Here is a 20,332-nt window from a genome sequence, read left to right on the forward strand (position 1 = left end):
TGTTATATTAACAAACGTTAAAATCCATAAACGGATGAAAAAATTTACCGCTTCTAGTGAATGGATTAGCCTGTTTGAGTATTTTAAAATCATCCTGATCCTTACTGAATACAAATTGTAAAAAGCAGTGGATTAAAATTGTCGGTATAGGCCGATGTCTTTGCGATATTACCTTATTTGTATAAGCTGATTTTTAAGTGTCCAGAAATTTTTTTACAACGTAGCGCTTTTCAATGTCAGGTCAGTTTATAGCCGATCAGTATTTTTGAGTTAAAGACTGAGTCGTATAAAGCGGTACTTTTTCTACGCTATAACGCTGAATCAGAAATATAAATGTTATTGGGATGCGTGGTAATTGATAATTCAATTGTTTTTCTTGTAAGCGTTGGCTTTTGGTCAATATGAGTAATAACGAATAGATGTTATATTGAAAGAAAATGAAGGGGTTGGTTGTTGCCAAATCTTTAAAGGTAATAGTTAGGAGCGGTGTTATGGCAGAGCAAAAGAAAATAATCATAAAAATAAATCATCCTAATAAGGCCGATAAAAATACAGATAAGCTTTATGATGAAATCCAAATAATAGAATGGAATGTAAAACGTATATTGATTGTAGCGTCGTTGATTTTGCTGTTAATCGTTTTACCTTATATTTATCTGAATAACAGTCAACCGGCATATGATGAGCTTGATTCTGTAAAAACTGAAGCCGAGTTCTCAGGGGAAACTGACGGTCAGGTGCCAAAGTCTGAAGCTGAAAACGATAAGCTTGATAAGGATAAAGAAGCGGATACAAGCCCTTCGGTTAATTTATCCCCAGAAAATCAAAATACAGAGTTACAGGTTGAAAGTATGGCGTCAGACCTGTCATTGCAAAAACACTATAAAGTAGAGAGGGCCTTATTAACTTCGGGTATCCATGATAATCAGCCAATGGATGAAGTGGTCTCTCCAATAAGAGTGTCCAAAAGCAGAGCTACAGGTATATTTTATTATACCGAGTTAGTCAATATGAAGGGTTTAAAGCTTTATCATCAATGGTTGCTAGACGGAAAAGAAAAATTGAAAACCCCCATACTGGTTAAGCAGGATTATTGGCGAGTTTCAACCAGTAAACTTTTTACGCCGGCGACCGAGGGAAACTGGGCGGTCAGGTTGATAGATCAGCAGGGCAGGGTTTATCACAAATTAACTTTCACTGTAAAAACCAAGTGAAGCTATTTTGTAAACATTAGTTTTTTATGTTTGAGACTAGCAATTTTTATAGAGCATGATATTTTACGGTTTTGAATAAAGAAGCGCTAAATATATATCTACCTCAGTTTTATTTTTAATGCTACGTATTTGGATAATGTGCTTGTATTTGATATCATCAGCCACTGATAACTTTTTAAGATAATTGGAAGGCTATCAAATATTATTGTTATGTTTAGGAATTTAAGGTGAGAAATACTAATGACTGAGTATCAGGAACTTTCTGAAAATGAATTGCAAGAGGTTATACTCAACGCAGAAAAAGCTTTAAAAACAAAATTAGCTAATAAGCGTAAAGACGTTATTGCTCAAATTAAAGAATTGGCCGCTGCCATTGATGTCAGTGTCGAAATAATAGAGAACGATAAAAAGCTGACCCGCAAAGGATTGAAAGTGCCGATTAAATACCGGCATCCACAGGATCCCAGCAAAACCTGGACCGGAAGAGGCGTAACGCCAAGATGGTTGCAAACACTTCTGGATAGCGGGCGAGATCGGTCTGAATTTGAAGTTTAAAGAACTGGAATAAATAAACTGCAGTGCTCAATAGATATATAAAATTGAGTAAAGCAGATCCCGGTTTAGGATATGTCTTGTAACTTCCCGATTATTAAATGGCTTGAAAGATGAGTTAATTCTCTTCGAGGCAATTTTATTTCCTGATACAGGTTAATCCGGGAAGTTATTGTTGGCTAAATCAGTGCTAGTTTATAAATATCATTTAGTGCAGTGACTCATATTTATTTTCACTGCATAGATAATTAATAATCGTGTCAAATTATGATGGCTTCGGGTTTTTAATCCGAATAAGCCTGAATTCATTGGGTTAGGTTTATTTGATTTAATCTATAAACCTTTTTGTGATATCCCCATACTCATCAATACGTCTATCTCTTAAATAAGGCCAGATCTGCCTTACCTTTTCGTTTCGGGCCCAGTCAATTTCACACGTCAGTATTTTTTGTTCAGTCGCGTTAGCACTGACTAATACTTCTCCTTGAGGACCGGTAATGAAACTGTTACCCCAAAAATCAATGCCGGTATTGCTATCCGTTGGCGATTGCTCGAAACCGATACGATTGCAGGCGATAACGGGGATGCCATTGGCAACGGCATGGGCCCGCTGAATAGTAATCCATGCGTCCATTTGTCGCTTTTTCTCTGCCTCCGTATCGTCCGGATCCCAACCAATTGCCGTTGGGTAAATTAGCAGCTCGGCTCCTGCGAGTGCCATCAGTCTGGCTCCTTCTGGAAACCACTGGTCCCAGCAAACCATGACACCCAATTTGCCTATGGATGTTTCAATCGGCTTAAAGCCGATGTCTCCAGGAGTGAAATAATATTTTTCGTAAAATCCCGGATCATCGGGGATGTGCATTTTCCGATATTTTCCTGCGATAGTGCCGTCTTTATCGAAAATAACAGCGGTATTGTGATAAAGCCCCGGCGCCCGTTTTTCAAAAATGGTTGATACAATCACCACGTCCAGTTCATTTGCCACATCAGAGAGCACTGCCGTAGTCGGCCCGGGAATAGATTCTGCAGTGGCGAATAACTGGTAATCCTCGCTTTGGCAGAAATAAGGGCCCAAATGTAATTCAGGCAAAACAACCAGGTCGGCACCCAGGCTTTTGGCTTCGTGAATTTTGGCAATGGATAAATTTAGATTGGTCTGCTTGTCTGCATCGCAGGGCTGCTGGACGGCGCTTACAGTGAGGTTTTTTTTCATAATGGTAATGCTTAAATTAGCAGTCAGTTAAAGGAAAAGAGGGGAGCTGTCGGTTAGTCAAGTTATTGATTTTCCAATTTTCCGGTCATCAGCATTTCCCTGGCATGCGCCAACGTGTTTTCTGTGATATTGACGCCACCCAGCATCCGGGCAATTTCTTCTATTTGCTGTTGTTCATTAAGTTGTGAGACGGTAGAAGAGGTCATTTCAGACTGGTTGTTTTTGGCAACAAACAGATGATGATGCGCTTGGGCCGCAACTTGGGGCAAATGAGTGACGCAGATGACTTGCCTGTTATGGCTTAAACGCCGCAGTTTTTGTCCGACAATTTCCGCTATCCCGCCGCCAATGCCGGAGTCAACTTCGTCGAAAATCATGGTGGGCGTCGATTTGTCGTTACTCGTTGTGACTTGAATGGCCAGGCTGATTCTGGATAATTCGCCCCCGGATGCCACTTTGGCCAAGGGTTTTGGCGGTAATCCCGGGTTAGCGCTAACCAGAAACTCGACCTTATCAAGACCCTGCTGGCGAGGTGTTTCATCTTCAAATGGCGAAATACCAACAATAAAATCACCTTGCGGCATGCCCAGTTCTTTTATCATGGTCGAAATTTGAGTTTGCAGTTTAAGCGCGCCTTCCTTGCGCGCCTCGCTTAACTGGCCAGCCAATTTGCGGTATTCAGTCAGCAATGCTACTGATGCGGCAGTCAGTTCTTCAATGCGTTCACTGCTGTGCGTTAGATGGGCCAATTCCTCTTCAAGCCTTACCGCTAGTTCGGGTAATTGCTCAGGTGTTACCTGATGTTTTCGGCTCAAACTCTGAATGATGCCGATTTGATTATCAAGCCAGGACAGCCGCTTAGGATCGGCTTCCAGGCTGTCCATGTATCTGCGTAATTGGTGAGAAGCTTCTTCGATCTGAATGTGTGCTTCAGAGAGCATGGTGCTGACGCTTTCAAGCGCGGGAGCAAAGCGGCTGAGATCTGTTAATGCATTAATGGAATGCCCAAGCAGGCGGTTAATCGACATTTCGTCGTTTTCGTACAGCACATCAAGTTGTTGGTGCCCGACGGTTAAAATCTCGCCTAAGTGCGCCAGTTGACTGTGTTCTTCGGTCAACGCCGTGTAGTTGAAATGGGCCAAATCCAGTTGTTGTAATTCTTCTATCTGGAATCTCAGTAATTCCTCGCGCTCGGCTTTATCCGAATTGGCTTTCAATAATGCTTTGAGTGATTTGTTGGTGTTAAGCCATTTCTGATGGCAGGTCTGAAGCTGTTCGAGTAAGCCTTGGTTCTGAGCAAAGTCATCTAAGAGACGGCGTTGCTCGTCGTTGTGCAGCAAAGTCAGATGGGCATGTTGGCCGTGAATTTCGACCAGCTTTTCGCTCAGATCTTGCAGTGATTGCAAGGTCACCGGGCGGTCGTTGATAAAAGCTTTTGAACGGCCATCCTGACTGATGACGCGACGAATCAAGCACTGATCTTCATGATCCAGTTCATTGTCTTCCAGCCAGGTTTTAGCTAAAGGCGCATCGGACAGATCGAATTCCAGATTAATTTCCGCTCGCTTTGAATGCGGCCGGATATAACCCGAGTCGGCTCTATCACCCAGGGCAAGGCCTAAGGCGGTCAGTAAAATGGATTTTCCGGCCCCCGTTTCGCCGGTCAGTACCGACATGCCTTTTTCAAGCGCCAGATCAAGCGATTGAACCACGGCCAAATCATTGATTGTGAGATTTAATAGCATGTGTTTGAGTTAACTGCTGCTCCAGTTAAGTTTTTTTCTAAGTATATGATAAAAATCATGTCCTTCGGGATGCAGAATTCTAATCGGTTTTGGATCTTTATTGATTAAAATCTTATCGCTGATCAAAACATCAGGGATTTCCAGGTGATCACAAGTGACCAGGGCATTGATTTGTTTAGTCTGGCAAAAGCTGATTTCAATTTGTGAGGAATCGTCTATGACTATCGGACGGTTAGTCAGCGTATGCGGGTTGAGTGGAACCAAGACCAAAGCATTAAGCGAAGGATGCAGTATTGGTCCGCCGGCAGACAAGGAATAAGCCGTTGATCCAGTCGGCGTTGAGACAATCAGGCCGTCAGAACGCTGTGAATTAAGAAACACGCCGTCAATATGGGTGACAATCTCAATCATGCTCGGCGTAATCCAGCGGTGAATCACCACTTCATTGACGGCGGTTTGCTCATGAATGACTGCATTATCCCGAATGATTTTGGTATGCAGTAAAAAACGCTTTTCTTCCCGAAAGGCACCGTTGAGAATTTGGTTAAGTTTAACCAGAAGCACATCGGGAGATATATCCACCAAAAAACCCAGGCGGCCTAAATTAACGCCAATCAGTGGAATATTGTAAGGCGCAATGGCGCGCGCCGCTGATAAAAAAGTCCCGTCACCGCCTGCTGCAATAACGAGATCACAATGCAGTCCCATTTCCTCGGCGGCACAGGTTTTGACATCGGGTTCGTCAATAAATCCGGCGCTTTGAATGTCAACAAAGACCTCGTATTTGCACCGCTGCAAAAATTGATAGAGCAGCGTTAATGTTTCGGCAATACCCGGGTCACTTGATTTTCCAATAATGCCAATCTTTTTGAACAGCGTATGCATTGATCTCCGGTTTACCGAATCACGATTAAGTTATTGAGGCCATGCAATCAAATGTTTCTATTGAATGGGTTATAAAGACTGGCTTTCAGTCAGTTTTAGAACTAATTGGGAATCCTGTGTTTTTGGCCGCTTTTCGGAAAAATCGAAATAACTTAATTCAGAGTGTTAATGTACAGGTACTTTAAGTATCTGTTTGTAAAAATTGTTGTAGGGTTACCGTGAGATTATACAAAATATGACTTCGTATTTGGTTAAAACCCAAATTAATATTTCATTTATCCATTAAGCTTCGCTAAGCGAATGTTTTTGTTAATTTATTGAGTTGACAAGTAAAGGGTTTGCTGATAATTTTTTGTTAGCACTCTGCTTTATAGAGTGCTAATACCGGAGCGAATAGATGGTTGAGAAAAAAGGTCAGGCTTTAAACGAAAGATCTTTATTATTACTTAAATCCTTGATTGAGCGGTATATCCATGATGGTCAACCGGTGGGCTCAAGAGTATTGTCAAAAGATCCGGCGCTTAATTTAAGTCCTGCGACCATCCGGAATGTGATGGCTGATCTGGAGGATCTGGGTCTTATTCATTCTCCGCATACCTCGGCCGGAAGAGTTCCAACCGTAAGCGGTTATCGCTTGTTTGTCGATTCACTGTTGACCGTGAAGCCGCTTGAAATCAGTGAGCTCAATCTTATTCAAAGCAGTTTGGTTGCAAAACACGATATCAATCAATCGATCGGCGTTGCGTCAAAGTTGCTATCCGATTTGACCCGAATGACCGGCGTTGTGACCTTGCCTAAAAGAGAACTGGTTAGTTTGCGGCACATTGAATTTCTGCCTTTGTCGAATACTCGTGTATTGGTTATTTTGGTAACGAATGAACAAGAGGTTCACAACAAGATTATCCATACTTCTCGCGAGTTTTCTCCTTCGGAATTGCAGCAAATATCCAACTATATCAATACGATGTATTCTGGGCGTAGTTTGGCCGCAGTAAAAAAAGCGGTGATTGAGGAGTTGAAAGTCGCTCAGGAACGGATGAATCAGGCAATGCTGGATGTCGTGCAAATGGCTAAATTGGCCTTAGACCAGGACGAGAATTCTGAAGATTGTGTGATAAGCGGTGAGACCAATCTAATGGGCTTTTCCGAACTATCGGATATTGATCGTCTAAAGCAGCTTTTTGATGCGTTTAGCCAAAAACACAATGTGATTCATTTGCTTGATCAATGCCTCAATGCCGAAGGCGTCCAAATTTTTATCGGTGAGGAATCGGGCTATCAACCTTTTAATCATTGCAGTTTGGTGACGTCGTCTTATTCGATAGATGATGAAGTGGTGGGGGTTTTAGCGGTAATAGGTCCTACGCGCATGGCTTATGAAAAAGTGATTCCTTTTGTTGAGCTGACGGCTAAATTATTGGGTGCGGCCTTGAATCCGAAAACATTGGCCCCATGATTACGCTTAATTGACAGTTTGCATAAGCACGACAACAAAATATAAACCGGAGTTTTAGATAATGAGTAACGAAAAGGAGTTGCCAGAGGCAGCCAAAGAAGAAGAGCTAAAAATTGAGGCTGAAGTAACCCCGGAAATTCAGGAGACGCCAACTGAAGAAGTTCCTGTCCCGCAATCAGAAGTCCAGGAGGATTTATCGGCTGAGCTGCAGAAAAAGTTGGAACAGGCCGAACAAAAAGCCGCTGAAAATTGGGACAGGGCTATGCGTCTGCAGGCAGAAATGGAAAATCTGAAAAAACGTATCCAAAAGGATTTGGAAAGCGCCCACAAGTACGCCCTGGAAAGTTTTGCAAAAGAATTATTAGCAGTGCTGGATAGCCTTGAACTTGGCTTGCAGGCTGCGAGTGGTGAAAGTTCGGAAGTCCAAAAATTCCGCGAAGGCAGCGAATTAACGATTAAACAGTTCGAATCAGTTTTTACAAAATTCAATATTGAAGTCGTCAATCCGATAGGTCAACCCTTTAATCCTGAATTACATCAGGCTATGGCTATGCAACCTTCGGCAGATGCGGAACCTAATTCAGTTCTGAACGTATTTCAAAAAGGTTATGTGTTAAACGGCCGTTTATTACGGCCCGCTATGGTTGTGGTTGCAAAGGCGGAAGAAAAGCCGCCTGAAAATACGCCGAAAATAGATGAGCAGGCTTGAAGATAACAAAACAGCCCTTATATAACTACTAACTTAAACAATCTCATATCAAGTCTGGAGAATTCAATGGCTAAAATTATTGGCATAGATTTAGGAACCACTAACTCGTGCGTGGCGGTACTGGAAAACGGAACAGCACGTGTAATTGAAAATAGCGAGGGTGCAAGAACGACCCCCTCTATCATCGCATTTACCAAAGACGGTGAAGTACTGGTCGGGCAATCTGCCAAGCGTCAGGCAGTGACTAATCCTGAAAACACCTTGTTTGCAATCAAACGATTGATCGGTAGACGTTTTAAAGATGATGTTGTACAAAAAGACATCAAAATGGTGCCTTATAAAATCATACCTGCTGATAACGGTGATGCGTGGGTAGAGTGCCACGGCAAGAAAATGGCTGCTCCGGAAATTTCATCACGGATTTTGATGAAGCTTAAAAAAGATGCGGAAGCTTATTTGGGCGAAGAAGTGAAAGAAGCGGTTATTACTGTTCCCGCTTATTTCAATGATTCACAAAGACAGGCCACAAAAGATGCCGGCCGTATTGCTGGCTTGGATGTCAAACGGATTATTAACGAACCTACTGCGGCAGCTTTAGCGTTTGGTATGGATAAGCCCAAAGGCGACATGAAAATTGCGGTCTATGATCTGGGCGGCGGTACTTTTGATATTTCTATCATTGAAATAGCTGAAATCGAAGGTGAGCATCAGTTTGAAGTGTTATCCACCAATGGCGATACCTTCCTCGGTGGTGAAGACTTTGATTTAAGAATCATCGATTTTCTGGCTGATGAATTTAAAAAAGATTCCGGTATTGATTTACATAACGACCCTCTGGCTTTACAGCGCTTAAAAGAAGCGGCTGAAAAAGCAAAAATTGAATTGTCTTCAACACAACAAACCGACATCAATCTGCCTTATGTCACAGCGGATGCATCAGGTCCGAAGCATTTGAATGTCAAGTTGACACGGGCAAAACTCGAGTCTCTGGTTGAAGATCTGGTTGAAAGAACCAAAGCGCCTTGTTTGATGGCAATTAAAGATGCAGGCCTGTCTGCGTCCGATATCAACGATGTTATTCTTGTCGGCGGTCAATCTCGTATGCCGCGGGTACAGGATTTTGTTAAATCCTTGTTCGGCAGAGAGCCTCGTAAAGACGTAAATCCGGATGAGGCTGTTGCCTTGGGCGCCGCGATTCAGGCTGGTGTGTTAGGTGGGGAAGTTAAAGATGTCTTGTTACTGGACGTAACGCCATTATCGTTAGGTATAGAAACGATGGGCGGCGTCATGACCAAACTGATTGAAAAAAATACAACTATTCCTACTAATGCCTCACAGGTTTTCTCGACAGCAGAGGATAATCAGACGGCGGTTACGGTTCATGTATTGCAAGGCGAACGCGAAGTCGCCAACGGCAATAAATCGTTGGGTCGGTTTGATTTGTCCGATATTCCTCTTGCTCCGCGCGGTGTGCCGCAAATTGAAGTGGCGTTCGATATTGATGCAAACGGCATCTTGAATGTTTCGGCCAAAGACAAGGCGACCGGTAAAAAACAATCTATCGTCATCAAGGCCTCCAGTGGTCTTGGCGAAGATGAAGTGCAGCGCATGATTAAAGATGCAGAAGCTCATGCTGACGAAGACCGCAAAATTGCCAAGCTAGTCGGCGTCCGCAATCATGCTGAGGGTATGGTGCATGCGACAGAAAAATCCTTGAAGGAATTGGAAGGTCAGGTTGAGTCTTCTGAAAAGGCAGCAATTGAGTCGGCCATTAAAGATTTGAAGGATGCGATTAAAGGGAGCGACATTGACGTCATAGAAGCTAAGACCAATGCGCTCACAGAGCTCTCCGGTAAGCTGGCCGAACGCGTTTATGCCCAAAAAGCTGAAGCTGAAACTAAAGCCGAAGGACAAAGTTCCGGATCAAACTCATCGGCAGCGGATGATGGGGTGGTCGATGCTGAGTTTGAGGAAGTTAAAGAAGACGATAAAAAATAGTTTGTGGAGTCATCGCGCCGACAAAAAGTTGGACAGATGGCCCTGTAAGGTTCATAGTGCGGCTTTTTGACGCAGTCACAGGGCACAAAGTTAGTGATTGACTTTGTGCCTTTGTGATTTCTAGCTATTACGTTTGTTTGGCTGATCCGGCATCTTGCTTAACTTGGATGGGCCGGACCAAGTCAGTTTTTTGTTGAAGTCTCAGCCTGAATTTCGGTGATTAACAAGCGGAACCCCTATTGTTTGAAAGCATAATTCCAAGCTCTCAATGAGCGCGGGTATTCATAATTTGCAGCAATGCTATATCTTCTAATGTGACTTTAGAAGCGGATTGAACAGACTAACATGGCAAAAGAAGATTATTACAAGCTCCTCGGTGTCGATAGAAACGCCAGTGATGCGGAGATAAAGAAGAGTTATCGCAGCAAAGCGATGAAATTTCACCCGGATAGAAATAAAGAAAATCCTGAAGAATCAGAGGCGAAATTCAAGCAAATCAAGGAAGCCTACGAGGTATTATCCGACCCTAAGAAACGCTCGGCATACGATCAGTTCGGACATGCCGGTGTCGACGGTTCAATGGGCGGAAGATCGGGAGGATTTACTGGCGAAAGTTTCAGTGATGTATTCAGTGATGTATTCGGCGATATTTTTGGTGGTGGACGTCAGCGCAGCGGTGTTCAGCGAGGCGCTGATTTACGTTATAACCTTGAATTAAGTCTGGAAGAAGCCGTCGGGGGCACTGAAGCAAAAATCAGAGTTCCTGTATTAGTGGTGTGTAACGAATGTGATGGCTCGGGCGCCAAAAAAGGCAGCTCTCCGGTCACGTGTTCAACCTGTCATGGTCATGGCCAGGTAAGAATGCAGCAGGGCTTTTTTTCTGTGCAGCAAACCTGTCCTACCTGTCACGGCTCCGGCAAGCAGATTAAAGATCCTTGTCGCAAATGTCATGGTCAGGGTCGTATCCAGGATACTAAAACCTTATCAGTCAAGGTGCCTGCAGGTGTGGATATTGGTGACCGGATCAGGTTAAGCGGAGAAGGTGAAGCTGGACTCAATGGTGGACCTTCCGGAGATTTATATGTCCAGATCAATGTCAGAGACCATGCGATATTTACCCGTGATGGTGCCAACTTGTATTGCGAAGTTCCTATTAGTTTTCCAACGGCCTGTTTAGGCGGAGAGCTTGAAGTCCCGACACTGGATGGTAAGGTCAAACTTAAGATTCCGTCGGAGACACAAACCGGAAAATTATTCAGGTTGAGAGGCAAAGGCGTAAAGCCGGTTAGAGGCGGTGCAGTAGGTGACTTGCTATGCCGTGTCATTATTGAGACGCCGATACATTTAACCAAAGACCAAAGAGACTTGATTGAACAATTAGGGCAATCCTTGGTGGGTGGTGGTAAGCATCACAGTCCTCAGGAACATTCCTGGCTGGATGGTGTAAAAAGCTTTTTCGAAAAACTGACAGGATAGATTTATGGTCCGCGTTGCAATTGTGGGTGTCTCAGGTCGGATGGGCGTTTGCTTGATCAAAGCCGCGGCGTTGTCCGGTTCGGCCGAATTAACTGCGGCTATATCCCGACCTCAGAGTTTGTCAATCGGCAAAGATGCGGGTGAGCTGGCGGGTTTAAGTCCTTTGGCTGTCCATGTGACCGATGATTTGGCTTCTGTGACTGAGCATTTTGATATATTGATTGACTTTACCCGGCCGGAATCAACATTACGCTATGTTGAAATTTGTCAAAGTGCCGGTAAAGGTATTGTCATCGGCACGACCGGTTTTAATGAAGCGCAAAAAAATCTGATTAAATCGGCATCTGAGACTATCCCTGTAGTATTGGCACCGAACATGAGTGTCGGTGTCAATCTATCGCTCAAATTGCTGGAAATGACCGCGAAAGTCATGGGGACTTATACGGACATAGAAATTATTGAGGCCCATCACCGGCATAAAATCGATGCGCCGTCGGGAACTGCTTTGCGTATGGGCGAGGTGGTGGCCGAAGCGTTGGGGCGCGATTTAAAAGACTGTGCTGTTTATGGAAGAGAAGGAGTGACCGGGGAACGTGATCGTAAAACGATTGGTTTCTCTACCATTCGGGCAGGTGATATTGTCGGCGAGCATACTGTGATGTTTGCCGACGAAGGTGAACGGGTTGAAATAACACACAAAGCCACCAGCCGTATGACGTTTGCTAACGGTGCTGTCAGAGCGGCTGTTTGGCTTCAGGGCAAGCCTAATGGGTTCTATGACATGCTGGATGTGCTGGGGTTGAAAGACTGAGATCTAATGGGGCTTTGATCCTTAGTGCCACTTCAAACTTATGAGGTGCGTCGTATGAAAATAATCCGAATTGTATTGATCGTTACGGTTTTTGTGACAATTCAATCAGCGCACGCACAGGTTTTTAAATGCACTTTTCCCTCAGGAAAGGTGCTTTTTCAAGATGATGAGTGTCCATCAGAAGCTCAACAAGATTCTCTAAAAATCAAACAAATGACGCCCGAGCAGAGGGTTGAGTCTGAAGCGCGTTTGAAACAATGGCAGCTTGAGCAGGACGAAAAAGAGTCCCAGATAAAAAAAGCAGAACAGGAAAGGCGTGCAGAGAATGCCCGGTTGGAAGAGGTCGAAGCCTTAAAGCGTAGCGCCAATGCCCAGGAGGATTTGGCAGAAACCAAGCGCCGGGAGCTCGAACTTCTGCAGCAGCAACCTTTAATCAACCTCTATCAGCCTTATTATCCGCTCACCATTCCTTATAGAGACCGCGATTGGCGGCAACATCGCAAAGATTACAGCGGAGACAAGAATTATAATAAAGGTCCGTTTATTGATAGAAATCAAAATCGTAGCGTCAATCAGGGTATAACCAGCGACAGCGTCAATATAATCAGCAGGCCCAGACGATAGCACAGGCCTATTCAAATGGACTTTTTGATGAACAAGAAAGGGCGAATAGAATTCGCCCTGTTCATGTGGGAAAGTTACATTTGAGATTGCAAATAATTCTGCAGGCCGATTTGTTCAATCAGTTCCAATTGTGTTTCCAGCCAGTCAATATGTTCTTCCTCGCTTTCAAGGATGGCTTCAAATAATTCTCTGGAAATGAAGTCCTTGACAGTTTCACAATAGATTATGGCTTCTTTTAAAAGCGGAACGGCCTGATATTCAAGCTTAAGATCACAAGAAAGCATTTCTTGTGGATTTTCACCAATTAACAGTTTGCCAAGATTTTGCAGATTCGGTAAACCCTCAAGAAATAAAAGCCGCTCAATCAAACGATCGGCGTGTTTCATTTCATCTATCGATTCGTGATATTCCTTTTCGTTCAGTTTAGAAAAGCCCCAGTTTTTGTACATGCGGGCATGCAAAAAGTACTGATTGATAGCGGTCAGTTCGTTTTCAAGTGCTTTGTTGAGAAATTCTATAACTTTTGGATCGCCTTTCATTGTTGCCTCATGGGTTTGTTAAACAGGTGCGCAAGGGCAATAAGCCAGAAAAGGCTTTTATGTGAAGGGTGTAAGTAGCAGGCAAATTCCAGATAGGGATGATTTCCAGCAAACTTCAGCCATGCTCAATTGTTTTAAGACTACTACTTATCAGGAAGATAAATAGTAGTCTTGCCCAATGCTTCTTACGCTGTAGCCCACATTATAGGCGTTTGCGCGCGGTGTTCGTCAAGCAACTGTTTAACTTGCGGCGAACATTTGCCGCAAACAGTTCCGACCCCTAAACATTCATTCAGGTCTTTACGAGAACAATAGCCGTTGTTGATAGCCGATTTTATTTGCTTGTCAGTGACCGCTTTACACACGCAAACATACATTGTGAATCTCCTGGAATTGCTTGTTATGTTAATAATAACAATTCTCATTAGAAAGTAAAGTTGTTTTTAGTCTCTTTTGTGATGAGGTGTGAGTAATCCGATGTTTCTTATCAAATTCAGGCTTTGAAAACCAACTAACAATCCAATAAACAAGCGGCTATCGTACTTAAGCGCTCAACATAACTGATTCAGCACTCAGAATGGGCAAGGTGGTATTCACCTGTCATAAAAGGATCAATCGCCATGGTTGCCTCAATAAAAATCCCTGAATGACATAAACATTTTAATTACGCTTGAATACTGGCGATGTTCCTGCGTACACTTCTCCCTTTTTGTGGCAAGCCTGTAATTAGAGTGATCGAACTGGAAGCATTTTTTGGTAGTGATGGGCCGCTGGCTAAAGTCATTAAAGGTTATAAGCCACGTGCTGCGCAAATCGAAATGGCGTTAGCCATTGCCGAATCGATTGAACTAAAGAAGGACTTGATAGCGGAAGCCGGTACCGGCACCGGCAAAACATTTGCCTATCTGATCCCGGCTATTTTATCGGGTAAAAAATCCATCATTTCCACCGGGACGAAAAATCTGCAAGATCAGTTGTTTTTCAACGATCTGCCTGTTATTCGCCAGGCTGTTACAGTGCCTTTTGTTGCGGCATTATTAAAAGGAAGAAGCAATTATCTTTGTACATTTAGGCTTGATAATTCACTCAATTCAGCTCTGGGTTTCAGTAAAGAAGACGCCTCGGCATTGACAAAAATTCAGTCATGGGCAAAACGAACGCAATCCGGTGATATTGCAGAAATGCCGGATGTGAGTGAAGCTAATCCCGTATGGCCTTTGGCAACGTCTACGGCAGACAATTGTCTGGGGATCGATTGCCCTGACTATGAACAATGCTTTCTGGTTAAAGCCAGAAAAAAGGCCCAGGAGTCGGATATTCTGGTAGTTAATCATCACCTGCTTTGCGCTGACTGGTCGATACGGGAGATTGGTTTTGGCGAGTTATTGCCAGATGCTGAACTGGTAGTGATTGACGAAGCGCATCAATTGGCGGATACCGCCTCCAATTTTTTGGGTATTTCATTCGGTGCCAGACAATTAGACGATTTAGCAAAGGATGCGTTGGTTGAATATTTTAAAGATGCTACCGATATGCCCGATTTACGGACGGCTTGCGAAGAACTGGATCTTCAGATAAAAGCGGCGCGATTGGCATTTGGGCTGGAGTTGAAAAAAGGGGATTGGCAGGATATTGAAAATAATCAGGCTATCTGTGAGGCACTGGCAGTATTAGGTCAAAAACTGAAATTCCTGCAGGATCAGTTGGATCTGGCTTCAGTTAAAACCAAAACACTGGAAGGCTGTTTCAAAAGGGCTCAGGAGTTGAACGAGCAATTCAAGCTCATCATGCAGGACCATGATGGAAAATGGATTCGCTGGTATGAAACGCATAAAAAAACCTTCACGCTTAGCCGGACGCCGCTGGATATTGCCTCTGAGTTTCGCGCCTTCATGAAGCTCCATCCTGCTACCTGGATTTTTACTTCTGCAACGCTCAGTGTGGCCAATAAATTCGATCATTTTTCCCGCAGTCTGGGACTCACCGAGCCGAGCTGTCAGAGTTGGGAAAGTCCGTTTGACTATGCCAACCAATCCTTGTTTTATCATCCCAAGGGCTTGCCGCAGCCATCCACGCCCAATTTTACTGAGCGTATCGTTGAATTTGCATTACCCGTTTTGGAAGCCAGTAAAGGTAGAGCTTTTTTTCTATTTACCAGTTACCGTGCACTGAATCAAGCGGCGGAGCTGTTGGCTGGCAAGATGCCTTATCCATTGCTGGTTCAGGGAACCCGGCCCAAAGGGCTGTTGTTGGAGGAATTTAAACAAGCGGGTAATGCGGTTTTATTAGGTACTTCCAGTTTTTGGGAGGGTGTCGATGTCAGAGGCGATGCTTTATCCTGTGTGATTATTGATAAACTGCCGTTCGCATCTCCCGGCGATCCGGTTCTAAAAGCCAGGCTGGCGTCAATGGAACGGCAAGGCCGCAACGCATTTTTCGAGCACCAAATTCCTGCTGCAGCGATTTCTTTACGGCAAGGGGTAGGTCGTCTGATTAGGGATGTGGATGATAAGGGGGTGCTGATGGTGTGTGATCCCCGGCTTTTAAAGCGCTCATACGGGCAGATTTTTCTCGACAGCGTACCGCCGATGCGGCGGACCCGGGATATTGAAGATGTGAAAGCTTTTTTTTCAAGATGAGAATACGTGATGAAATTACTTGCAGTTGAAACGGCAACTGAAGCCTGTTCTGCCGCTTTGTTTATTAATGGGGAAATCCGGGAGCACTTCGAATTAGCGCCCAGAACCCATACGCAACGCATTTTGCCAATGATCGAGGCACTGATGACCGAGGCTGATTTACGTCCTCAACAATTGGATGCTGTCGCATTCGGATGCGGTCCGGGGTCTTTTACCGGGGTTAGGATTGCAACGGGTGTCATTCACGGCATTGCCTTTGGTGCGGATTTGCCTGTTGTGCCGATTTCCACGCTGGCTGCTTTAGCGCAGGATGCGTTTGATTCTACGAATGAATCCGTGATTTTTAGCGCCATCGACGCACGGTTAAGCGAAATTTTTTGGGCGGTTTATCAGCGTGACGCAAACGGCTTTGCTGAATTGGTAGGTAAAGAAAACGTGATACCTGCCGATCTAGCTGACGCTTGTCATCAAAAAGGTATCGGAGTGGGCAGTGCCTGGCGTGTTTACTCCGAGGTCTTGCTGGCTAAATTAACGCAGAGCGTTATCTCTTTTGATGCGGATCGTTTGCCGCGAGCTGCCGCTGTGGCTTCATTGGGCGTGCAGGGCATGCTTGCCGGAAGAGCTGTTTCGGTTGAAGTAGCGATGCCCGTTTATCTAAGAGATAAAGTCGCAAAGAAAGAATCTGAGCGATAATGAGGTATAATGTGCGGTTTTTGAATTGGCGAAATTAAAACGTCATGGCTCAGTTTTTTCAAATACATCCCGAAACACCCCAAGCACGTTTAATTGTGAGAGCTGTCGATATTATTCACAGCGGTGGTGTTATCGTTTATCCAACTGACTCATCTTACGCAATCGCCTGTCACATGGACGATAAACATGCGCTGGACAGGATTCGCAGGATCCGTCAGTTAGATGATAAACATAACTTTACTTTGGTCTGTAAAGATCTGACACAAATTTCTACGTTTGCGAAAATCAGTAATGATGCGCACCGCTTAATCAAAGCGCTGACGCCTGGGGCATTCACCTTTATCCTGGATGCCACCCGTGAGGTGCCGCGCCGCTTGCAACATCCCAAGAAGAAAACCATAGGTATTCGTATTCCCAATAATGCAATAGCAAGACAGTTAGTTGAAAACCTCAATGAGCCTCTGTTCAGTTCGACACTGGTCTTGCCGGGTGAAGAGGATGCGATGATTGATCCTTACGAAATCAGAGAGCGGCTGGAACACGAGGTCGATCTGGTTATTGATGGAGGTGTCGTTAAGTACGAACCTACGACCATCATCTCCTTTTCTGGGCAGACTGCTGAAATTATCAGGCAGGGTAAAGGCCTGGCGCCCATGTTGGAAAAATAGAAGAGATTACCGTCATGATGAACGAATTAAGTATGGTGCAGCGGTTTGTCGTTTGGGTTTTGCCGGTCGTCTTTGCGATTACCGTGCATGAGGTTGCTCATGGCTGGATGGCAAAAAAATACGGTGATAACACGGCTTTTTTGCAAGGCCGTTTAACGTTAAATCCTATAAAGCATATCGACTGGCTGGGCACTGTCATAATCCCCGGTATATTACTATTGACATTTACAGGATTTATATTCGGTTGGGCAAAACCGGTTCCGGTAGACGCCAGGAATTTTAAAAATCCAAAACAAAACATGGCTATTGTTGCTCTGGCTGGCCCGGTATCGAATATACTGATGGCTACAGGCTGGGCGTTATTGGCAAGGCTGGGCGTCATGCTAAATATGGACTTTGTGTCGCTGCCGCTGATCTACACCGGAATAGCCGGCATCACGATCAATCTGGTATTGGCATTGCTCAATCTGCTGCCGATACCACCGCTGGACGGAAGCCGGATTTTGACAGGCTTGTTGCCGAACCGGTGGGCCTGGTATTACAACAGTCTAGAGCGGTTCGGCTTCATCATTCTTATTGTGTTGATGTATACCGGCGTTTTGCAGCTGGTGCTTGGATACCCGATGTTTGTTATCCAAAAGTTATTTTTTGATTTGGCCGGGTTGTAATGCATTCATTGATACGACAATCAGATGCTTATTCAAATGCCAATAGTCACTTTTGTTAAATGTAATGGAGCAAACCGACACTTTAAATTCCCACGGTCATAGTGATCTGCTGGCCTCAGTCGGTGGTGCGCCGTTTGTCGATTGGCCTGAAGATTTATATATTCCTCCTGATGCCTTACAAGTTTTTCTCGATGCATTTGAAGGTCCGCTGGACTTGTTGTTATATTTGATCAGACGGCAGAATCTGGACATTCTAAATATTCCAATTGCTCAAATTACCCGTCAGTACATTACTTACATTGATATGATGAGCAATCTTCAGCTTGAATTGGCTGCAGAATATTTGGTTATGGCTGCCGTTCTGGCGGAAATCAAGTCGCGGATGTTATTGCCCCGTCAGTCTGAAGAAGACAATGAAGAGAGTGATCCCCGAGCTTTTTTAATTCGTAAGTTGCAAGAGTATGAATGTATTAAAAAAGCGTCAGAGGAAATTGACCAGTTACCCCGGTTGGAGCGAGACTTGTTCGAAATTGAAGTAGATGCGTCACAGATCTCAGTAAACAAGCCTTTGCCGGAGGTCGCTTTAAAAGAGATGTTGCTGGCGTTTCAAGATGTCTTAAAGCGTGCAGAACAATTGAGCCATCATCAAATCGTCAAAGAACCACTCTCGGTGAGGGAGCGGATGACATCGATTCTGGATAGTCTAAATGAAATGAAAAGTCTTGTCTTTACGCAGCTTTTCGGGCGATTCGAAGGGCGTCACGGCGTTGTCGTTTCTTTTTTGGCCATTTTGGAGCTCAGCAAAGAAGGTCTGATTGATATTATTCAGCCCGAGCCTTTTGATGCGGTGCACATAAAATTACGTTCTGCAGTTTCAGTTCAGCAATAATCAGATTCCTATGGAGTTAAAGCGCATCATCGAAGCGTTATTGTTTGCCTCAAACAAGGCTATGTCAGTCAAGCAATTGCAACAGGTTTTTCCTGAACTGGAGCAACCGGAGCCAGCCGATATCGAAGCGGCGGTGGAATTATTGGTTGATGATTATGCCCATCGGGCGATTGAATTAAAAAAGGTGGCCAGCGGCTATCGTTTTCAGGTTAAAGCGGATGTTTCACCCTGGGTGGGACGTTTATTTGAAGAGAAGCCGCCCAAATATTCTCGCGCTCTACTGGAAACATTGGCTATTATCGCCTACCGTCAACCCGTTACGCGCGGTGATATTGAGGATATACGGGGGGTCTCAGTCAGTTCTAATATCATCAAAACGCTCTTGGAAAGAGAATGGGTCAGAGTCGTTGCCCATAAAGAAATTCCGGGGCGGCCTGCTTTATTCGGAACCACAAAACAATTTTTGGATTATTTTAATTTAGCTGCATTAAGTGAATTGCCGACCCTACAGGAAATGGCGGATTTAAATTCTTTAGCAGAACACGATCAACATCTCTTACAGGTAAACAGTGAACAACAAGAAGCCAACCCACAGCAAAGCACAAACAACGAAGCCTCGACCGAAGCCGTCGAAACACAAACCGGTATTGTCGGCGCCAAAAGCGCCATCGGCTAATTTGCCGGTTGGAGACGAACGTATTTCTAAGGTGCTGGCTCGCGGAGGCGTGGGTTCAAGAAGGGAAATTGAGCGATGGATTGATGAAGGTCGTTTGATGCTCAATGGTGTGATGGTTAAGCAGGGTGACAAACTGCAACCTGGTGATCATCTGCAATTGAATGGCCGCATCATTCACTGGCAGCGCTATGCCCAACAAACTACCCGGATTTTAATCTACCACAAGCCTACCGGCGAAGTAGTTACCCGTCGTGATCCCGAAGGCCGGCCCGTTATTTTTACCCAATTGCCCAAATTACAAACAGGCCGCTGGATCGCTGTCGGGCGTCTGGATATCAATACGTCAGGACTGCTGCTGGTGACCAACAACGGTGAATTGGCCAACCGCATGATGCATCCTTCCTCCGAGTTGGAGCGGGAGTATGCGGTGCGTATCTTGGGTGATGTTGACGAGGTGGTATTTGAAAAATTAAAAAAAGGAGTGGAGCTGGAAGATGGCATCGCTCGTTTTAATGATATCAAATTTCAGGGTGGCGAAGGCGCCAACAAGTGGTATCACGTGGTTGTGACGGAAGGTCGTAACCGCTTGGTACGGCGTTTATGGGAATCACAAAACGTAACGGTGAGCCGGTTGATTAGGATACGGTATGGCGCTATCGCAATGCCGGATGGACTTAAAGCTCATTCCTTTTATGAAATGACAATGGATGAGCTGAATGACTTGCTTGATTCAGTGGGCTTATCTAAAGAGAGGGCCATTGACCAAAGCCCCTCTTACGATAAAACACGGAAAAAGGAAAATAGACCCATTGTGACATCAAAAGGTAAAAGCAAAACCCGTTTTTAAAGTGGATGTTCCTGTACTGATTTCGGG

At 44.5% G+C, this 20,332-nt stretch carries 20 protein-coding genes; 15 read left to right on the top strand and 5 right to left on the bottom strand.

All coding sequences use genetic code 11. From position 1 onward, the window contains the following. The first annotated feature begins 491 nt into the window (after positions 1-491). Positions 492-1,214: a DUF2914 domain-containing protein gene (locus Q7V32_RS16020; RefSeq protein ID WP_304897983.1), complete on the top strand. Its 723-nt coding sequence runs from the start codon at positions 492-494 to the stop codon at positions 1,212-1,214. A 240-nt stretch (positions 1,215-1,454) separates the two neighbouring features. After that, positions 1,455-1,769 carry an H-NS family nucleoid-associated regulatory protein gene (locus Q7V32_RS16025; RefSeq protein WP_159658195.1) on the top strand — a complete coding sequence of 105 codons (315 nt, stop codon included), beginning with the start codon at positions 1,455-1,457 and terminating at the stop codon, positions 1,767-1,769. A 325-nt stretch (positions 1,770-2,094) separates the two neighbouring features. On the opposite strand, the gene Q7V32_RS16030 is transcribed toward Q7V32_RS16025, so the two are convergent. The 3 genes from Q7V32_RS16030 to Q7V32_RS16040 form a co-directional block, all read right to left on the bottom strand. Beyond that, positions 2,095-2,982, bottom strand: coding sequence for a carbon-nitrogen hydrolase (locus Q7V32_RS16030; protein WP_304897984.1), 888 nt, complete (start codon positions 2,980-2,982; stop codon positions 2,095-2,097). Positions 2,983-3,044: 62 nt separating this feature from the next. Next, the gene (recN, locus tag Q7V32_RS16035; protein WP_304897985.1) at positions 3,045-4,727 is read right to left on the bottom strand and encodes a DNA repair protein RecN; all 1,683 of its coding nucleotides are present in this window, start codon (positions 4,725-4,727) and stop codon (positions 3,045-3,047) included. 9 nt (positions 4,728-4,736) lie between these two features. Continuing rightward, positions 4,737-5,612, bottom strand: coding sequence for an NAD(+) kinase (locus Q7V32_RS16040; RefSeq protein ID WP_304897986.1), 876 nt, complete (start codon positions 5,610-5,612; stop codon positions 4,737-4,739). A gap of 397 nt (positions 5,613-6,009) precedes the next feature. Between Q7V32_RS16040 and hrcA the strand changes: the two genes are divergently transcribed. The 6 genes from hrcA to Q7V32_RS16070 all read left to right on the top strand — a co-directional run bounded on the left by hrcA (position 6,010) and on the right by Q7V32_RS16070 (position 12,686). Continuing rightward, on the top strand, positions 6,010-7,068 hold the full coding sequence (gene hrcA / locus Q7V32_RS16045) for a heat-inducible transcriptional repressor HrcA (RefSeq protein ID WP_304897987.1): 1,059 nt from the start codon (positions 6,010-6,012) through the stop codon (positions 7,066-7,068). A gap of 61 nt (positions 7,069-7,129) precedes the next feature. Then, positions 7,130-7,777, top strand: a complete 648-nt coding sequence (grpE, locus tag Q7V32_RS16050) for a nucleotide exchange factor GrpE (protein WP_304897988.1) — start codon at positions 7,130-7,132, stop codon at positions 7,775-7,777. Between the two features lie 66 nt (positions 7,778-7,843). Next, positions 7,844-9,775, top strand: coding sequence for a molecular chaperone DnaK (dnaK, locus tag Q7V32_RS16055; protein WP_304897989.1), 1,932 nt, complete (start codon positions 7,844-7,846; stop codon positions 9,773-9,775). Positions 9,776-10,120: 345 nt separating this feature from the next. Beyond that, on the top strand, positions 10,121-11,251 hold the full coding sequence (gene dnaJ / locus Q7V32_RS16060) for a molecular chaperone DnaJ (RefSeq protein ID WP_304897990.1): 1,131 nt from the start codon (positions 10,121-10,123) through the stop codon (positions 11,249-11,251). 4 nt (positions 11,252-11,255) lie between these two features. Continuing rightward, entirely contained in the window at positions 11,256-12,062 is an 807-nt protein-coding gene (gene dapB / locus Q7V32_RS16065; protein WP_304897991.1) for a 4-hydroxy-tetrahydrodipicolinate reductase, read from the top strand. A gap of 54 nt (positions 12,063-12,116) precedes the next feature. Continuing rightward, positions 12,117-12,686 carry a hypothetical protein gene (locus tag Q7V32_RS16070; protein WP_304897992.1) on the top strand — a complete coding sequence of 190 codons (570 nt, stop codon included), beginning with the start codon at positions 12,117-12,119 and terminating at the stop codon, positions 12,684-12,686. 74 nt (positions 12,687-12,760) lie between these two features. Here the strand turns inward: Q7V32_RS16070 and bfr are convergent, their stop codons facing one another. Both bfr and Q7V32_RS16080 read right to left on the bottom strand, forming a co-directional pair. Continuing rightward, entirely contained in the window at positions 12,761-13,225 is a 465-nt protein-coding gene (bfr, locus tag Q7V32_RS16075) for a bacterioferritin (RefSeq protein ID WP_304897993.1), read from the bottom strand. 185 nt (positions 13,226-13,410) lie between these two features. Then, complete coding sequence (locus tag Q7V32_RS16080) at positions 13,411-13,602, bottom strand: bacterioferritin-associated ferredoxin (RefSeq protein ID WP_304897994.1); 192 nt, start codon at positions 13,600-13,602, stop codon at positions 13,411-13,413. A gap of 306 nt (positions 13,603-13,908) precedes the next feature. Between Q7V32_RS16080 and Q7V32_RS16085 the strand changes: the two genes are divergently transcribed. The 7 genes from Q7V32_RS16085 (at position 13,909) to rluB (ending at position 20,305) form a co-directional block, all read left to right on the top strand. Then, positions 13,909-15,864: an ATP-dependent DNA helicase gene (locus Q7V32_RS16085; RefSeq protein ID WP_304897995.1), complete on the top strand. Its 1,956-nt coding sequence runs from the start codon at positions 13,909-13,911 to the stop codon at positions 15,862-15,864. Between the two features lie 9 nt (positions 15,865-15,873). Then, positions 15,874-16,557: a tRNA (adenosine(37)-N6)-threonylcarbamoyltransferase complex dimerization subunit type 1 TsaB gene (gene tsaB / locus Q7V32_RS16090; RefSeq protein WP_304897996.1), complete on the top strand. Its 684-nt coding sequence runs from the start codon at positions 15,874-15,876 to the stop codon at positions 16,555-16,557. Between the two features lie 44 nt (positions 16,558-16,601). Next, positions 16,602-17,225, top strand: coding sequence for an L-threonylcarbamoyladenylate synthase (locus Q7V32_RS16095; protein ID WP_304897997.1), 624 nt, complete (start codon positions 16,602-16,604; stop codon positions 17,223-17,225). A gap of 14 nt (positions 17,226-17,239) precedes the next feature. Beyond that, positions 17,240-17,893, top strand: coding sequence for a site-2 protease family protein (locus tag Q7V32_RS16100; protein WP_304897998.1), 654 nt, complete (start codon positions 17,240-17,242; stop codon positions 17,891-17,893). A 64-nt stretch (positions 17,894-17,957) separates the two neighbouring features. Next, positions 17,958-18,782, top strand: coding sequence for a ScpA family protein (locus Q7V32_RS16105; protein WP_304897999.1), 825 nt, complete (start codon positions 17,958-17,960; stop codon positions 18,780-18,782). A 10-nt stretch (positions 18,783-18,792) separates the two neighbouring features. Beyond that, the gene (gene scpB / locus Q7V32_RS16110; RefSeq protein ID WP_304898000.1) at positions 18,793-19,458 is read left to right on the top strand and encodes an SMC-Scp complex subunit ScpB; all 666 of its coding nucleotides are present in this window, start codon (positions 18,793-18,795) and stop codon (positions 19,456-19,458) included. Then, positions 19,430-20,305, top strand: coding sequence for a 23S rRNA pseudouridine(2605) synthase RluB (gene rluB, locus Q7V32_RS16115; RefSeq protein WP_304898001.1), 876 nt, complete (start codon positions 19,430-19,432; stop codon positions 20,303-20,305). The genes scpB and rluB overlap by 29 nt, the downstream gene beginning before the upstream one ends. Positions 20,306-20,332: the final 27 nt, after the last annotated feature.

The organism is Methylicorpusculum sp. (assembly GCF_030651835.1).
Lineage (GTDB): Bacteria > Pseudomonadota > Gammaproteobacteria > Methylococcales > Methylomonadaceae > Methylicorpusculum.

Coding starts and splice junctions, on each gene's coding strand:
- Q7V32_RS16020 (WP_304897983.1), top strand. CDS start 492: ATGGCAGAGCAAAAGAAAATAATCATAAAAATAAATCATCCTAATAAG.
- Q7V32_RS16025 (WP_159658195.1), top strand. CDS start 1,455: ATGACTGAGTATCAGGAACTTTCTGAAAATGAATTGCAAGAGGTTATA.
- Q7V32_RS16030 (WP_304897984.1), bottom strand. CDS start 2,982: ATGAAAAAAAACCTCACTGTAAGCGCCGTCCAGCAGCCCTGCGATGCA.
- recN (WP_304897985.1), bottom strand. CDS start 4,727: ATGCTATTAAATCTCACAATCAATGATTTGGCCGTGGTTCAATCGCTT.
- Q7V32_RS16040 (WP_304897986.1), bottom strand. CDS start 5,612: ATGCATACGCTGTTCAAAAAGATTGGCATTATTGGAAAATCAAGTGAC.
- hrcA (WP_304897987.1), top strand. CDS start 6,010: ATGGTTGAGAAAAAAGGTCAGGCTTTAAACGAAAGATCTTTATTATTA.
- grpE (WP_304897988.1), top strand. CDS start 7,130: ATGAGTAACGAAAAGGAGTTGCCAGAGGCAGCCAAAGAAGAAGAGCTA.
- dnaK (WP_304897989.1), top strand. CDS start 7,844: ATGGCTAAAATTATTGGCATAGATTTAGGAACCACTAACTCGTGCGTG.
- dnaJ (WP_304897990.1), top strand. CDS start 10,121: ATGGCAAAAGAAGATTATTACAAGCTCCTCGGTGTCGATAGAAACGCC.
- dapB (WP_304897991.1), top strand. CDS start 11,256: ATGGTCCGCGTTGCAATTGTGGGTGTCTCAGGTCGGATGGGCGTTTGC.
- Q7V32_RS16070 (WP_304897992.1), top strand. CDS start 12,117: ATGAAAATAATCCGAATTGTATTGATCGTTACGGTTTTTGTGACAATT.
- bfr (WP_304897993.1), bottom strand. CDS start 13,225: ATGAAAGGCGATCCAAAAGTTATAGAATTTCTCAACAAAGCACTTGAA.
- Q7V32_RS16080 (WP_304897994.1), bottom strand. CDS start 13,602: ATGTATGTTTGCGTGTGTAAAGCGGTCACTGACAAGCAAATAAAATCG.
- Q7V32_RS16085 (WP_304897995.1), top strand. CDS start 13,909: ATGTTCCTGCGTACACTTCTCCCTTTTTGTGGCAAGCCTGTAATTAGA.
- tsaB (WP_304897996.1), top strand. CDS start 15,874: ATGAAATTACTTGCAGTTGAAACGGCAACTGAAGCCTGTTCTGCCGCT.
- Q7V32_RS16095 (WP_304897997.1), top strand. CDS start 16,602: ATGGCTCAGTTTTTTCAAATACATCCCGAAACACCCCAAGCACGTTTA.
- Q7V32_RS16100 (WP_304897998.1), top strand. CDS start 17,240: ATGATGAACGAATTAAGTATGGTGCAGCGGTTTGTCGTTTGGGTTTTG.
- Q7V32_RS16105 (WP_304897999.1), top strand. CDS start 17,958: ATGGAGCAAACCGACACTTTAAATTCCCACGGTCATAGTGATCTGCTG.
- scpB (WP_304898000.1), top strand. CDS start 18,793: ATGGAGTTAAAGCGCATCATCGAAGCGTTATTGTTTGCCTCAAACAAG.